A 13,757-nucleotide genomic window follows, 5' to 3' on the forward strand; every position below is an offset into this window, starting at 1 on the left:
CCCGTCCCGCGGCGGGTCAGGCGTCCCGCCGCCGGAGCGCGGCCCGGCCGAGGGCCAGCGCGGCGACCGTCCAGCCGGCGAGCAGCAACACTCCCACCGCCGCCGGGTACGGGTCGGTGTCCCCGGCCATGAAGTGCGCGCCGGCGACGCCGGGGAAGGCGTCGGCGATCCGGGTGAGCACCGTGATCCGCGGCTCCTGGAGCGACAGCGGCACGATCATCAGCACGGCGAGCAGCACGGTCAGGGTGAGCACCGCACCGCGCAGCGCCGCCGCCAGACCCAGCGCCAGCACCGCGACCAGCGCCAAGTAGACCGCGGCGGCCAGCACGTCGCCCAGCGTCCCGGCCACCGGTACGCGGCCCCACCCGCCCAGCACCGGTCCCGCCACCAGCGCGCCGACGCCGCCGAGCAGCAGTCCGAACAGGAACGTCACCACCGCCACCACGACCGCCTTGGCCAGCAGCATCCGGCCGCGCGACGGGGTGCAGCGCAGCGTGGTCCGGATGGTGCCGGTCGCGTACTCGGAGGTGACCGTGAGCAGCCCGAGGGCCAGGACGGCGTACTGGGTGAGGTCCAGGGAACCGATCACGATGCTGCCGACGGTGACGACGCCCGGGTTGTTGGCCGGGTCGTCGTCGGTGTTGGCGTTGGCCGCGTAGATGGCGAGCTGCCCGGCGGTGGCCGCCATCACCAGCACGCCGGCCAGCAGCGTCCACCAGGTGGACCGGACGGACCAGAGCTTGGTCCACTCGGCGGCCACCGCGCCGGTGAATGGGCCGCCCGCCGGGACGGGTCGGGACGCCGGTCGGGCGGGGGCGACGGTGCGGGGGGTGCTCATCGGGCCTCGCTTCCGACGGCGCCGCCGGCGTACTCGACGCTGTCGGCGGTGAGTTCCATGAACGCCTGCTCCAGCGAGCCGGTCACCGGCGTCAGCTCGTGCAGCCGCACCCCCAGCTCGTACGCCAGGTCGCCGACCCGCTCGGCGGCGGCGCCCGCGACGGTCAGGCCGTCGGCGCCGTGCGGGGTCACCGTGGCCCCCTCGGCCGCCAGCCGCTCGCCGAGCGCGGCCAGCGCCACCGGTTGCGGGCCGCGGACCAGGACCGCGGCGCTCGCGCTGGCGGCGATCAGCTCGGCGACCGGCGCGTCGGCGATCAGCCGGCCCCGGCCGATCACCAGGAGCTGGTCGGCGGTCTGCTGCATCTCGCTCATCAGGTGGCTGGAGACCAGGACGGTCCGCCCCTCGCCGGCCAGCGTCCGGGTCAGCCCCCGGATCCAGCGCACCCCGTCGGGGTCCAACCCGTTGACCGGCTCGTCGAAGAGCAGCACGGGCGGGTCGCCGAGCAGCGCGCCCGCGATGCCGAGCCGCTGCGCCATGCCGAGGGAGAGCGAGCGGCCCAGCTTGTCCGCGGCGCGTCCGTCGAGGCCGGCCAGGCCGAGCACCTCGTCGACCCGGCGCAGCGGAATGCCGTTGCTGCGGGCCATGGCGCGCAGGTGCGCCCGGCCGGACCGGGCCGGGTGGACGCCGGTCGCGTCCAGCAGCGCCCCCACCTCGTGCAACGGGTGTCGCAGGGCCCGGTACGGCCGACCGTCGACCAGGGCCTCGCCGGCGGTCGGCCGGTCCAGCCCGAGGACCATCCGCATGGTGGTGGACTTGCCCGCGCCGTTCGGCCCGAGGAAGCCGGTCACCCGCCCGGGCGCGATGTCGACGGTCAGGCCGTCGACCGCCGTCGTCCCCCCGAACCGTTTCGTCAACCCACGTAATGTGATCATGCGCCGACGGTACGAACCGGACCCACCGCGCACCGCTGCCGATCGTCGTCGACCGACCCCGACTTTCGTCAGGACCGGCGGGCGGTCAACGACGGCACCGGAGGGCCGGCAGCGGCGTCGGAGCGGTCAGGCGCGGCGGACGACGAACGCGTCCGGCATCCGGAAGGTCAGGTTGTCCGGGCACCAGGGCGGGCGGACCACGGTCACCCCGTCGAGCAGCGGGGCCGCCTCGGCGACCACCACCGCCGCCTCCATCCGGGCCAGTTGCGCGCCCACGCAGCGGTGCGCCCCCGCCCCGAAGGCCAGGTGCCGGCGCGAACCGGGCTGTCCGGGCCGGAACTCGGCCGGGGCGGCCACCACCTCGGGGTCCCGGCCGGCCCGGGCCAGCCACGCCACGATGCTGGTGCCGGCCGGCACCGCCGCACCGCCCAGCGTGGTGTCCACCGCGGCCACCCGCCGCCAGGTGACGATCGGCGGCTCCAGCCGCAGACCCTCCTCGACCACGTCGCCGACGGGGACCTCGCCGGCGCGCAGCCCCGCGCGCACCTCGGGCTCGCCGGTCAGCCGGTGCAGCAGCAGGGTGAGGAACTGCGAGGTGGTCTCCTGGCCGGCGACCAGCAGGAAGAACAGCGCGCCCACCACCACGTCGGGGGAGTGCCCGGCGGCCCGCAGCCGGGCGGCCAGCCCGCCGCCGGTGGCGGCGAACCCGCGCAGCACGGTGTGGAACCGGCCGACCTCGGTGGCGAGCGCGCGCTGACGCTCGACGTCCAGCGGCGCCCAGAACAGCTCCAGCGCGGCCCGGGCGAAGTCCTTGACCGCGCCGACCGGGGCGTCCGGCAGTTCCACGAGGCGGGCCAGCACCAGCAATGGCAGGTCGGCGGCGAGTTCGGCGTACAGGTCGACGGCGCGTCCCGCGTCGAGGTCGGCCGTGAGCCGGGCCACCCGATCCCGGACCAGCGCGGTCAGCCAGGGCTGCTGCGCCGCGACGCGGGTGGGGTGCAGCGCGTCGGCGACGATGCCGCGGATCTCCGGGTGGCTGGCGCCGGAGTTGTTGGCCAGGGTCGGCGGCAGCCGGAAGCGGTGCCCGGCGAGCACCCGCAGGGCGGCCACCGGCATCGGCGTCACCGCGTCGAGGGCGTTGTCCGGCCGGAAGGTGACCGGGTCGGTGAGCACCTGCTTGACCAGCGCGTGCCGGGTGACCACCAGGTGCCCGACGCCGACGTGGTCGACGACGGTCGCCAGGTCCGGCCACCGCCGGTCGACGGACTCGCCCCAGCCCCGGAACAGCACGCCGACACGCTAGCGGGCGGCCCCCGGGGGCGCGGGATCCAGCTCCCACACGGTGGTGCGCTTCACCCGTACGCTCTCCAGCGCCTCCGGCACCGGCACGTCGTACGCGGCCAGCTGGCGGAAACGCTCCCGGGGCAGGAAGGCCCGCCCCGGGTCGCCGACCAGCACGCGGGCGCCGGACCGGGCGGCGCGGAGCAGGAAACGCAGCACCCGCCGGGCCATCGCCTCGCTGTAGAAGACGTCACCGGCCAGCACCACCTCGGCGGCCCCGGCATCGCCGTCGAGGATGTCGCCGAGCTCGGCGTCGACGCGTACCCCGTTGGCCTCGGCGTTGAGCGCGACGGCCGCGACGGCCCGCTCGTCGACCTCGACGGCGCGGACGGACGCCGCGCCGGCGCGGGCGGCCGCGATGGCGACCAGACCGGAGCCGGCGGCGAGGTCCAGCACCCGGCGGCCGGCGACCAGGTCCGGATGGTCGGTGACGTAGCGGGCCAGGCCCTGCCCGCCGGCCCAGGCGAAGGCCCAGAACGGCGGGGGTTGGGCGCTGCGGAACTCGCCCTCGGTCAGCTCCCACAGCCCGATCGGCTCGTCGGCCTGGTGCAGCCGCACCTCGGGGACGAAGGCGACCGGGGCGAGCCGGGCGTGCAGCCGGACGAAGGCCGCGGACAGGTCGGACACCCGGTGATTCTGCCCCCGGCACCGGTCCGGCCGCCGGGCGGGCCCCAGGACCGGCGGCCGAACAGGATCCCGGGCGTGTCGCGGCGGCCGGGTGACCGGTTCACCACTGCCCGTGAAATCGCCCCCCGCGCTTGGCGACCGGTGCGAACACGCCCGTCTACCGGCTTGTCCGGACCGCTCATAGCGTTGCCAGGTGGACGCGACCGACGGCAGGACGAGGCGGTGGTGAGCGTGTGGCGGAACGCGCTGCGGATCGGGGTGGTGCTGGCCTGTCTGTCGGGGGCGGGTCTGGGCGCGACCGCGCCGGCGCGGGCGGCGGCCGGCTTCGCCACCGAGCTGAGCGGGCTGCCGGACGAGTTCACCGCCGGCGACGGGGCGGAGACCGTCTCCGCCGTGGTCTCCCGGTCGGACGGTGGTGACTGCGTCAAGGTGCGCTGGTCGATGGTGCTCGGCGTGCAGGGCCTGCGGCTGGACCAGGTGAAGGTGGACCGGGTGGAGGACAGCGGCTCGTTCCCGCTGGAGATCCGCACCGAGGGGGACGTGGCCCGGCTGACCGACCGGCAGTTGGACCCGGGGACGCTCTGCCCCGGGCGGACGGTCACCGCCCGCTACCGGGTGGCCTTCGCCGAGGACGTCACCCGGGGGCGGGTGAGCTTCGCCGCCGAGGCGTACGACGAGAACCTGCGCCTGCTCGCCCGGCAGACGGCGACGCGGCAGGTGATCGGGGAGGAGGTCGAGGCGACGCCGAGCGAGACGCAGAGCTCCGCCCCGCCGCGTGACCCGGCCGCCTCGGAGCCGGCGGCGGACGAGACCGGCGAGTACGCGACGCCGAGCGACGAGGCGGTGGCCGAGCTGCCGCCGCCGGGTGCGGCGGGCCGGCCGGTGGCGCAGTCCGGTCGGTTCGGGGTGGTGCAGGGCGCCTTCCTGCTCGGCGGCCTGCTCCTCTTCCTCGGCGCGGGTCTGCTGTTGCGGCTGCGGCATCTGGTGCGCTCGGACGGTAACGCGGCGGCGGACGGCGACCCGGGCCTGGCCTTCGAGCGCCCGCCGGCGCGGCGGTGGCGGTAGGGGCCGCCGATCGGGGGTGGCCGGGGCCGGGAGGGAGACCTCCCGGCCCCGGCGGGTTTCGGGAGGCCGATCTGCTTTACAAAATCTAGCCTCTTGTAAAAGGGCGTGATGGCTGCCACAGTCTGGAGAGGAGTCAATAGATCGGAGGCTGACGATGAGTAGCGGCACCGACGCGATGCCCCTCGCCTGGCGCGACACCCGCAAGCCGCTCTGGCCGCTCGCCCTGCTCGTCCCGGTGCTGCCCTTCGTCGGCTGGCTGGGTTGGCACTCCACCGGCGGCGCCTGGGCCTGGTGGCTGACCCCGGTGGTCGTCTTCGGCCTGATCCCGGTGATCGACCTGCTGATCGGTGACGACCGGCGCAACCCGCCCGACGAGGCGGTGCCCCGGTTGCAGGCCGACGGCTACTACCGCTGGCTCACCTACCTCTACCTGCCCGCCCAGTACGCCGCCCTGGTCCTCTGCTGCGCGGTGTGGGCCCGCGGCGAGCTGTCCTGGCTGGGCGGCGCCGGTCTGGTCGCCACCGTCGGCGTGGTCGACGGCATCGCCATCAACACCGCCCACGAGCTGGGGCACAAGCGCGAGTCGGTGGAGCGCTGGCTCTCCAAGGTCGCCCTCGCGCCGACCGCTTACGGGCACTTCTACGTCGAGCACAACCGCGGCCACCACACCCGGGTCGCCACCCCGGAGGATCCGGCCAGCTCGCGGCTGGGGGAGAGCTTCTGGGCGTTCTGGCCGCGTACGGTCTGGGGCAGCATGCGCTCGGCCTGGCGGCTGGAGACGAGCCGGTTCCGCCTTCGCGGTCGCACCCCCTGGACCTGGCGCAGCGACATCCTCAACGCCTGGGCGATGACCCTGGTCCTCTACGCGGTGCTGATGCTCGCCTTCGGCCCCGGGGTGCTGCCCTTCCTGCTGCTCCAGGCCGTGGTCGGCTTCTCGCTGCTGGAGGTGGTGAACTACCTGGAGCACTACGGGCTGGCCCGGCAGCGCACCGCCGCCGGCCGGTACGAGAAGGTCGACCCGCGGCACAGCTGGAACAGCGACCGGACGGTCACCAACGTCTTCCTCTTCCAGCTCCAGCGGCACAGCGACCACCACGCCAACCCGCTGCGCCGCTACCAGACGCTGCGCAGCTTCGACTCCTCGCCGCAGCTGCCGGCCGGCTACGCCACCATGGTGGTCACCGCGCTGGTGCCGCCGCTCTGGCGGCGGGTGATGGACCACCGGGTGCTCGCCCACTACGGCGGCGACCTCGAGCGGGCCAACGTCTACCCGCCGGCCCTGCGCCGGCTGCGGGAGCGCCAGCGCCGTCGCCCCGCGGCCCCCACCCCCGAGCCGTACGCCGGCTGACCCCCTGGCCGCGCCGGCCGGACGTCGCACCATCAGGGCGGGCGGCCGGCGCCGGGCGGCCGGGATCAGTCCAGCTGGGCGGGTTCCAGGCCGAGCTCGCGGGCGGCGACCAGGCGGATCCACTCGGTGAGCTGCCGGCGGGTGAGCACCCGCTCGTGCACCGCGAGCTGCACCGCGAGGCCGTCCATCACCGCGTTGATCCGCCACGCTGCGCCGGCCGGGTCGGCACACTCGAAGGTGCCGTCGGCCACCCCGTCGGAGATCACCTTGGCCAGGTCCTGCCGCCACCGCAGGTCGAGCCGGCGGGACGCCTTCTCCAGCTCGGGGGTGCGCAGCGACTCGGCCCACCCTTCGATCCACATGGACCAGGAGGTCGACCGGCCGGCCGGGGTGTAGAGGCGCAGCATCCGCCGCAGCTTGGTCAGCGGCGGGGCGGTGGAGCGGACCACCGCGTCGAGCCGGGCCAGGTCCTGCTCGACGGCGTACGCGAACGCCTGCGCGAGCAGCCTTTCCTTGGTGGCGAAGTGGTAGAAGACCAGGGCCTGGCTGACCCCGGCGGCCTCGGCCACGTCGGCCGTGCGGGTGTTGGCGAGGCCACGTTCCACGATCACGTCACAGGCCGTGCGCAGCAGGGCATCCAGGCGGATCTCGGCGGCGCGTCTCGTCACGCCGCTACCGTAGCCCATCGATATGAGCACAGGGAGTTACCGACTCGGCCGGGCGGACCGGACAGCGAGTCGCAAACCCGACAGAACTCCTCCGGCGAGTTCGGTCCAGCCCGGGTGGGACGCGCCGGGGGACCCCCCGATTTGGCAACCCTTCCCGGCCTCGGCTAAAGTTCTCATCCGTCACCCGGAAACAACCGGGGGCACGCGGACGTAGCGCAGCTGGTAGCGCATCACCTTGCCAAGGTGAGGGTCGCGGGTTCGAATCCCGTCGTCCGCTCGGAGCTGCCGCCACGCATGACGGGGGCAACCTCGGTGGAGTGGCCGAGAGGCGAGGCAACGGCCTGCAAAGCCGTGTACACGGGTTCAAATCCCGTCTCCACCTCGGCAATTGACGAGGGCGATTGGCGCAGTGGGAGCGCGCTTCCTTGACACGGAAGAGGTCACTGGTTCAAACCCAGTATCGCCCACCAGTTCGATGAGCAGACGGCTCGTCACCGGACAACGGTGACGAGCCTTTCTGTTTCCCCCGGCGCCCGCCCGCTCACCCCGGGGCGGTCAGCAGCGCCTCCGCGACGGGCGTCCGGCTGCTCAGCAGCGACCGCCCGGCCCGGTGCGTCACCACCAGGCCCGCGGCGCGCAGCGTGGCGAGGTGCTGGGACACGCCCGCGGGGGACATGCCGGTCCGCCGGGCCAGCTCGGTGGTCGACCGCGGCGCGTCCAGCTCGGCGAGCAGCCGGGCCCGACCGCGGCCGAGCACCGCGCCCAGGGCGTCCGGCGCCGCCGACGGGCACTCCCACAGCGTGCCGAGGCCCCGCGCGGGGTACGCCAGCTGCGGTACGTCTCCCGCCGCGATGCTGAGCACGGACGGCCAGACGAAGACCGACGGGACCAGGACCAGCCCGCTGCCCTCCGGCACGTCCGGCGCGGCGCAGTGCCGCTGGCTGATCAGCAGGGCGTCGCCCTCCCAACGGACCCGCTCGTGCAGGTCGTTGAGCAGCCCGGCGGCGCCCTCCTCGGCCAGCCGGCGGGCCCGCCGGAACACCTCCGCGTCGAGCAGCGCCCGGATCCGGGGCCAGTCCGCGGCCAGGGCCAGCCGCCAGTACGTCCCGATCTCCTCGGCCAGCCGGCGCAGCCCGTCCGCCGGGTCCGCGTACAGGGCGGCCAGCGCCGGTGGCCGGGCGCCGGGGTAGAGGTCGAGCTGGGCGCGGACCGTGTCGGGCGGGGTGGCGCGCAGCGCGGCCAGCTCCTGCCCCAGGTCGGGGGTGAGGCCGGCCGGCGGCGGGGTGAGGAAGTCGGCCAGGTAGCCCGGCGCGGGCGGCACCAGGTGCCAGAGCAGGCCGGCGTCGGGGCCGGCCAGCCCGGCCTCGGCCAGCCGGGGCCGGACCCGGTTCATCCAGGGCAGGTGGACCGCGTGGTCGCCCGGATCGCGGAGGACCCGCACGCTGGCGACGACTTCCCAGAGGCAGGAGAGGGCGAAGCGGACCCGCGCCACGGCGTTCGCCGACAGGCCGATGGCGACCATGCCGCCCTCCTCGTTTCAGCTGGGACTGAAACATTACGTCCGTCGGTGGCGCGGACCCAGACTGGCCGGGTGAACGATCAACACACCCGAGCCCTGCACTTCCGTTCCCTGCACGTCCCCGGCGAACCGCTGGTCCTGGTGAACGCCTGGGATGCGGCGAGCGCCCGGATCGTCGCGGCCGCCGGCGCCCGCGCGGTCGCCACCACCAGCGCCGGGGTCGCCTGGAGCCTCGGCGCGCCGGACGGCGACGCCCTCGGCCGCGAGGCGGCCGTCGACCTGGTCCGCCGGGTGGCCGCCGCGGTGCCGGTGCCGGTCACCGTCGACATCGAGTCCGGGTACGGCGACACCGCCGACGAGGTGGCCGCGACCGTACGGGCGGTGGTGGCCGCGGGGGCGGTGGGCGTCAACGTCGAGGACGCCCGCCACGACGGGGGCGGGCCGCTGCGCGAGGTGGCGGACCAGTGCGCCCGGCTGGCCGCCGTCCGGGCCGCGGCGGAGCAGGCCGGCGTGCCGCTGTACGTCAACGCCCGGATCGACACCTTCCTGCGCGGTGTCGGCGGCGTCGAGGAGACGGTGGCGCGGGCCCGGGCCTACCTGGCCGCCGGCGCGGACGGGGTGTTCGTGCCCGGGACGGTCGACCCGGAGACGGTGGCCGCCCTGGTCGCGGCCATTCCGGCCCCGCTGAACGTGCTGGCCGGGCCGGGCGCCCCGGTGGTGCCCGAGCTGGCCCGCCTCGGGGTGGCCCGGATCAGCCTCGGTTCCTCGGTCGCCGAGGCCGCGTACGCGGTGGCCCGCCGGGCCGCCGAGGAGACGTTCGGCGCCGGGACGTACGACGCGCTGGCCGGCGCGTTCGACTACGGCGCGTTGAACGAGCTGATGCGCGGCTGAAAACGGGACACGAGGTGGGTGCCCGGCCGTAGCGGCCCGCACCCACCTCGTACGCGTTCGTGGTGTCCCGCGACCGATCAGCCCCGCCGGCCCCGGGTCGGTCGGGTCACAGCGGCGGGCCGACGTCCCGGCGCTCCTCGACCTGCCGGTACTCGACCGGCTCGGTGGTGCTGACCACCTCGCGGCGACGGCCCCAGACCAGGGTCGTCATGATGAGGCCGAGCACGCCGGCGGCCATCAGGATCCAGCCGACGACGTCGAGGTTGACCCCGCCGATGCTGGCGTCCAACGCGAACGTGAGGATCGCGCCGACCGCGATCAGGAAGATGCTGGTACCGATTCCCACGACAGCCTCCTTCAGGGGACGTGGTGCGCTGTCGAACGCAGTCAGTACCCAGGTGGTCAGCGGCGCAATCACCGGGCCGGGGTGGGGGCGTCCCGAGCGATCTTGCGATCGGGTAGAGTTCCCCCCGTCGCCGACGCAAATCAGCGGCACGCGGACGTAGCGCAGCTGGTAGCGCATCACCTTGCCAAGGTGAGGGTCGCGGGTTCGAATCCCGTCGTCCGCTCGCGATCCGCCCCTCCCGGGGTCGACCGTCGTCGGTGCTGGTCTCTCCAGCCGGCGCGCGCGGGCGATTGGCGCAGTGGGAGCGCGCTTCCTTGACACGGAAGAGGTCACTGGTTCAAACCCAGTATCGCCCACCAGTAAAATTCGGATATCTACCTCTTTTGACGGCCTGGCTCGATGAGCTGGGCCTCATGTTCGGAGCATCAGCCAGGAGTCCGCCAGGACGGGCGTGGCCGGTCAGCCGGGCGCGAACCGCAGCGTGCATCGTCCCCATCACGCGCGGCGGAAGGCGCGCGATGGAGTCCTAGTCACGGAGGGCGGCCCTAACCGCGAGGGCGAAGCCTGCCACGTTGTCCAGCATGATGTTGTGGCCGCAGTTGGGAATCGCCACCACCTCGACACCCGAGGCCGCGAGCCGGTCTGCGTCGAAGCGCGGCCCGTCAGCCGCCGGGTACAGGAGCGTGCGGGGGATGGTCAGCTCGTCCAGGTGCTCGCGCACCGTGGGCATGGTGCCGCGCAGCAGGTTCATGGCACTGCGGTAGAGCGCCTGTGGCCCGGCCAGTCGCATCGTGGCCGCCCACTCCGGCCCGACGAACTCCAGCGTCTCGTCCCAGCCGTGGTCGAGGAACTCCTTCTCGGTGTGATAGACGCCGATGCCGGAACTGCCCGGTCGCTTCCTGGTCGGCAGCGGGTGCACCGGGTCGAGGGCGGGGTCGACGAGCACGAGCCGGCGTACCAGCTGGGGGTGGCGTGCGGCGAGCATGATCGCGACCGTGCCGCCCATGCTGTGCGCGACCACGTCGGCGTCGCTCACCGCGGCTTGCTCCAGCGCACGGGCCAGGCCGTCCGCGTGCATTTCCAGCGTGTACGCCGCATGGGCCGGCCGGTCGCTGATGCCGAAGCCCAGCATGTCGATGAGGAGCGAGCGGTGGCCGGAAAGGGCTGGATGCGCGAGCGGCTGGGCGTAGTACGGCGTCGAGCTGGCTCCCAGGCCGTGGATGTAGACGCGAGTCGGCTGGGCGCCGGGGATCTCCGCCCAGCGAATGCGGGACCCGTCAGGAGCTATCTGAGCGCTATGCATAGCGGGAAAGATATCTCGTATCCGAGGTATCATGGCAACGAGGTATGATCTAGATCATGCTGGAACTGGTGATCCTCGGTTTCCTCTACGACGAGCGGCTCCACGGGTACGACCTGCGGAAACGCATCGCCGCCCTGACCGGACACGTGCGCCCCATCGCCGACGGCACCCTCTACCCCCTGCTCAAGCGCATGGAAGCCGCAGGGCTGCTCACCCGGGAACTCCAACCCGGCCAGGTTGCCGCACCCCGGCACATGCTGTCGCTGACCTCCGAAGGCAGGAAAGCGCTGCTCGACCGGCTCCGTGAACCCGACGAGCTGTTCATCACCGACGAAAACAGGTGGTTTGCCCTGCTGGCCTTCCTGCACCACCTGGATGACCCGGCGGCACAGGCCGCCGTGTTGCAGCGTCGGCTTGACTTCCTCACGCAGCCAGCCAGCTTCTTCTGGGACGGCGATCGGCCACTGCGCGCCGCCGACTTCGACGACCCCTTCCGACAAGGGCTGTTCACGATCGCCACCGCGACGACGCGTACCGAGCTGAAGTGGCTTCGCGAGACACTGGCGACCCTGACCCAGGTCTCATAGGAGAACGGGTGCGGTCGGTGTCCGAGTCCGCCGTCCGGCTCGCCCGACCGGCCGCAGGCCTGCGTGCGCTCGGCGTGGAGCGCGGTGACCGGGCCCTGGGGCCGGCCGGTCCACGTGCGTGCTCTGCGGGGGGTTTCCGGGCCTCCCGGCCGCTCGTCGCGCGTGCCGGGCCGATCGCCGGGCCCGTCCCATCAGTCGGTCCCGGCCGACCGCGACCGGCCCCCCGCCCTTGCCCACATCGGTCATCCCGCACCGCCGACGATGGCTCCCGGATCCGCCCAACGGGCCATGGAACGGCTGGCCCGGCCCGTGACAGGGTGAGGGCTCGCGGACCAGGGAGGCTATCGCATGCGGTCAGGCACGGGACGACGTTGGCGGCCTACGGTCGGTCGGCTGGGCGCCGCCGCCCTGCTGACCACAGTGGGCATCGTGGTCGCGGACGCGCCCGCGCAGGCGACCGCCACCCGGACGGTGGCGTTCTGGAGCATGGACGAGCCGGCCGGGGCCACCGTCCTCCAGGACAGCAGCGGCAACGGCCGGAACGGCGCGATCGGCGCCGAGGTGGTGACCGGGGCCCGGTACGACGGTGCGACAGTCCACCGGTTCGCCACCCACCTGCCCACCGACATGGAGTACGTCCCCGGGCACGTCAACCTGGTCCCGCACAGCACCGAGTTCAACCCGGACGCCGGCGACTTCTCGTTCACCATCCGCTACCGGACGACATACTCCTTCGGCAACATCCTCCAGAAGGGGCAGGGCAACACGGCCGGCGGCTACTGGAAGTTCGAGGCGCCCAGCGGCAAGCCGAAGTGCCTGTTCCGCGGCGGGGACGGCTCCTCGCGTACCGGCTACACCGACGTGTCGATCGCCGACGGACAGTGGCACACGGTCACCTGCAACCGCACCTCCAGCTATGTGGAGATGCACGTCGACGGGGTGCGGAAGAGCCGGCTGACCGGGCCGACCGGCACCATCGCGAACAACTGGCAGTTCTCCATCGGCGGCAAGAGCCAGTGCGACGGCGTGAAGGTCACCTGCGACTACTTCGCCGGCGACATCGACTACGTCAAGATCCTGAAGGGGGCGGGCGGCACCGCCAACCAGCCGCCGGTGGCCAACCTCGCGCCGTCGTGTTCCGGGCTGGTCTGCTCCTTCTCCGCCGCCGGCTCCACCGACGCCGACGGCGCGATCCAGGACCACCGCTGGGACTTCGGCGACGGATCCACCGCCGACACCGTCTCCGTGCCGACCACCTCCCACACGTACGCGGCGGCCGGCACCTACCCGGTCACGCTCACCGTCACCGACGACCGGGGCGCCACCGGGACGGCGACCGCCCAGGTCACCGTCGCGCCGGTCGCCGAGCGGATCGCCTTCGTCGGTCAGGCCACCGCCAACGCCAACTGGACCAGCCACGCCGTGACGGTGCCGTCGACCGTGCAGCCCGGGGACACCCTGCTGCTCTTCCTCAGCCAGAACACCCACGCTGGCACGGGGCAACCCACCGGGGTCACCGGCTGGACCCAGCTGGACCGGTTCGACGGTGGCTTCGCCACCACCACGGCCTGGTGGAAGGTCGCGGTCGAGGGCGACGCCGGATCGACGGTACGGGTGGCGCTGGACGCGCAGTCCAAGGGCAACCTGGTCGTCGCCGCCTACCGGGGCGTGGAGGCCGTCGCGCCGACCTTCGCCCGGGCCACCGACCCGGCCAGTTCCGCCGCCCGGGTCACCCCGTACGCGACGGTGACCGCGGCGCAGAGCTGGGGCGTGTCGTACTGGATGCACGGCGACGGGCTCTCCACCGCGCTGACCCCGCCGCCCGGGGTGGAGGTGCGCAGCAACAGCTCGCAGACCGGCGGGGGACGGGTCACCGCGCTGCTCGCCGACTCCGGGAGCACGGTGCCGGCCGGCAGCTACGGCGGCCTGACCGCTTCCGGCGCGGCCGCCAGCACCACCACGACGACGTGGACTCTGATCCTCCGGCCGGTCTGATTCTTCGGTTGCGGTTGCGGTTGCGGTTGCGGTTGCGGTTGGGGGCTGGGGGCGACCGTCCCCGGCTCCGGGCGGTCAGGCTTGATCCCTGCGCCGGGGACGGTCGCCCCCAGCCCTGACGTTGGTCACCGTCCGCCCGGTGGTCACGGTCTTGTGTTTGTACGTGGAAACGCCGCTGGCCGGCACCCCGTGTCTCCGGGGTGCCGGCCAGCGGCTTTTGCTTGTTGTTCGCTTGTCAGCTGTTCCAGTGCTGGGCGACGAGGTGGGCGGCCTGCTGCTCCCACTGGGCGTAGGCGT

General features: G+C 73.7%; 13 protein-coding genes and 5 tRNA genes. 10 read left to right on the forward strand and 8 right to left on the reverse strand.

Features of this window, described 5'->3' with window-relative positions; genetic code table 11:
- Positions 1-16 precede the first annotated feature (16 nt).
- From ACFOYX_RS24560 to ACFOYX_RS24575, 4 genes are all read right to left on the reverse strand, one after another.
- A complete protein-coding gene (locus ACFOYX_RS24560) occupies positions 17-838 on the reverse strand; it encodes an ABC transporter permease subunit (RefSeq protein ID WP_322442808.1) in 822 nt (273 codons plus the stop codon).
- On the reverse strand, positions 835-1,770 hold the full coding sequence (locus ACFOYX_RS24565; RefSeq protein WP_322442807.1) for an ATP-binding cassette domain-containing protein: 936 nt from the start codon (positions 1,768-1,770) through the stop codon (positions 835-837). Before ACFOYX_RS24565 ends, ACFOYX_RS24560 begins: the two co-directional genes overlap by 4 nt.
- 126 nt (positions 1,771-1,896) lie before the next feature.
- Positions 1,897-3,060 carry a cytochrome P450 gene (locus ACFOYX_RS24570; protein ID WP_322442806.1) on the reverse strand — a complete coding sequence of 388 codons (1,164 nt, stop codon included), beginning with the start codon at positions 3,058-3,060 and terminating at the stop codon, positions 1,897-1,899.
- A gap of 9 nt (positions 3,061-3,069) precedes the next feature.
- Positions 3,070-3,738, reverse strand: coding sequence for a 50S ribosomal protein L11 methyltransferase (locus ACFOYX_RS24575; protein ID WP_322442805.1), 669 nt, complete (start codon positions 3,736-3,738; stop codon positions 3,070-3,072).
- Positions 3,739-3,963: 225 nt separating this feature from the next.
- Between ACFOYX_RS24575 and ACFOYX_RS24580 the strand changes: the two genes are divergently transcribed.
- Together ACFOYX_RS24580 and ACFOYX_RS24585 are read left to right on the forward strand one after the other, a co-directional pair.
- Positions 3,964-4,803 carry a hypothetical protein gene (locus ACFOYX_RS24580; protein ID WP_322442804.1) on the forward strand — a complete coding sequence of 280 codons (840 nt, stop codon included), beginning with the start codon at positions 3,964-3,966 and terminating at the stop codon, positions 4,801-4,803.
- A gap of 154 nt (positions 4,804-4,957) precedes the next feature.
- On the forward strand, positions 4,958-6,151 hold the full coding sequence (locus ACFOYX_RS24585) for an alkane 1-monooxygenase (RefSeq protein ID WP_322442803.1): 1,194 nt from the start codon (positions 4,958-4,960) through the stop codon (positions 6,149-6,151).
- A 65-nt stretch (positions 6,152-6,216) separates the two neighbouring features.
- On the opposite strand, the gene ACFOYX_RS24590 is transcribed toward ACFOYX_RS24585, so the two are convergent.
- Positions 6,217-6,819 (reverse strand): TetR/AcrR family transcriptional regulator, encoded by a 603-nt coding sequence (locus ACFOYX_RS24590; RefSeq protein WP_322442802.1) that lies wholly within the window; start codon positions 6,817-6,819, stop codon positions 6,217-6,219.
- 204 nt (positions 6,820-7,023) lie between these two features.
- On the opposite strand from ACFOYX_RS24590, the gene ACFOYX_RS24595 reads away from it, so the two are divergent.
- From ACFOYX_RS24595 to ACFOYX_RS24605, 3 genes are all read left to right on the forward strand, one after another.
- Positions 7,024-7,096, forward strand: a tRNA-Gly gene (locus ACFOYX_RS24595).
- Positions 7,097-7,130: 34 nt separating this feature from the next.
- Positions 7,131-7,201, forward strand: a tRNA-Cys gene (locus tag ACFOYX_RS24600).
- Between the two features lie 13 nt (positions 7,202-7,214).
- Positions 7,215-7,289, forward strand: a tRNA-Val gene (locus ACFOYX_RS24605).
- A gap of 71 nt (positions 7,290-7,360) precedes the next feature.
- Here ACFOYX_RS24605 and ACFOYX_RS24610 read toward each other — a convergent pair.
- On the reverse strand, positions 7,361-8,341 hold the full coding sequence (locus ACFOYX_RS24610; RefSeq protein WP_322442801.1) for a helix-turn-helix domain-containing protein: 981 nt from the start codon (positions 8,339-8,341) through the stop codon (positions 7,361-7,363).
- A gap of 69 nt (positions 8,342-8,410) precedes the next feature.
- On the opposite strand from ACFOYX_RS24610, the gene ACFOYX_RS24615 reads away from it, so the two are divergent.
- Entirely contained in the window at positions 8,411-9,229 is an 819-nt protein-coding gene (locus tag ACFOYX_RS24615) for an isocitrate lyase/phosphoenolpyruvate mutase family protein (RefSeq protein WP_322442800.1), read from the forward strand.
- 106 nt (positions 9,230-9,335) lie between these two features.
- On the opposite strand, the gene ACFOYX_RS24620 is transcribed toward ACFOYX_RS24615, so the two are convergent.
- On the reverse strand, positions 9,336-9,575 hold the full coding sequence (locus ACFOYX_RS24620; protein WP_109804583.1) for a DUF6458 family protein: 240 nt from the start codon (positions 9,573-9,575) through the stop codon (positions 9,336-9,338).
- Positions 9,576-9,725: 150 nt separating this feature from the next.
- Between ACFOYX_RS24620 and ACFOYX_RS24625 the strand changes: the two genes are divergently transcribed.
- Together ACFOYX_RS24625 and ACFOYX_RS24630 are read left to right on the forward strand one after the other, a co-directional pair.
- Positions 9,726-9,798, forward strand: a tRNA-Gly gene (locus ACFOYX_RS24625).
- Positions 9,799-9,859: 61 nt separating this feature from the next.
- A tRNA-Val gene (locus ACFOYX_RS24630) sits at positions 9,860-9,934 on the forward strand.
- Between the two features lie 167 nt (positions 9,935-10,101).
- Here ACFOYX_RS24630 and ACFOYX_RS24635 read toward each other — a convergent pair.
- The gene (locus tag ACFOYX_RS24635) at positions 10,102-10,878 is read right to left on the reverse strand and encodes an alpha/beta hydrolase (RefSeq protein ID WP_322442799.1); all 777 of its coding nucleotides are present in this window, start codon (positions 10,876-10,878) and stop codon (positions 10,102-10,104) included.
- Between the two features lie 56 nt (positions 10,879-10,934).
- Between ACFOYX_RS24635 and ACFOYX_RS24640 the strand changes: the two genes are divergently transcribed.
- Positions 10,935-11,465 (forward strand): PadR family transcriptional regulator, encoded by a 531-nt coding sequence (locus ACFOYX_RS24640; protein WP_322442798.1) that lies wholly within the window; start codon positions 10,935-10,937, stop codon positions 11,463-11,465.
- Between the two features lie 348 nt (positions 11,466-11,813).
- Complete coding sequence (locus ACFOYX_RS24645) at positions 11,814-13,460, forward strand: PKD domain-containing protein (protein WP_322442797.1); 1,647 nt, start codon at positions 11,814-11,816, stop codon at positions 13,458-13,460.
- Positions 13,461-13,757 lie beyond the last annotated feature (297 nt).

It is taken from the genome of Micromonospora sp. GCM10011541, assembly GCF_042650725.1.
Lineage (GTDB): Bacteria > Actinomycetota > Actinomycetes > Mycobacteriales > Micromonosporaceae > Micromonospora > Micromonospora sicca.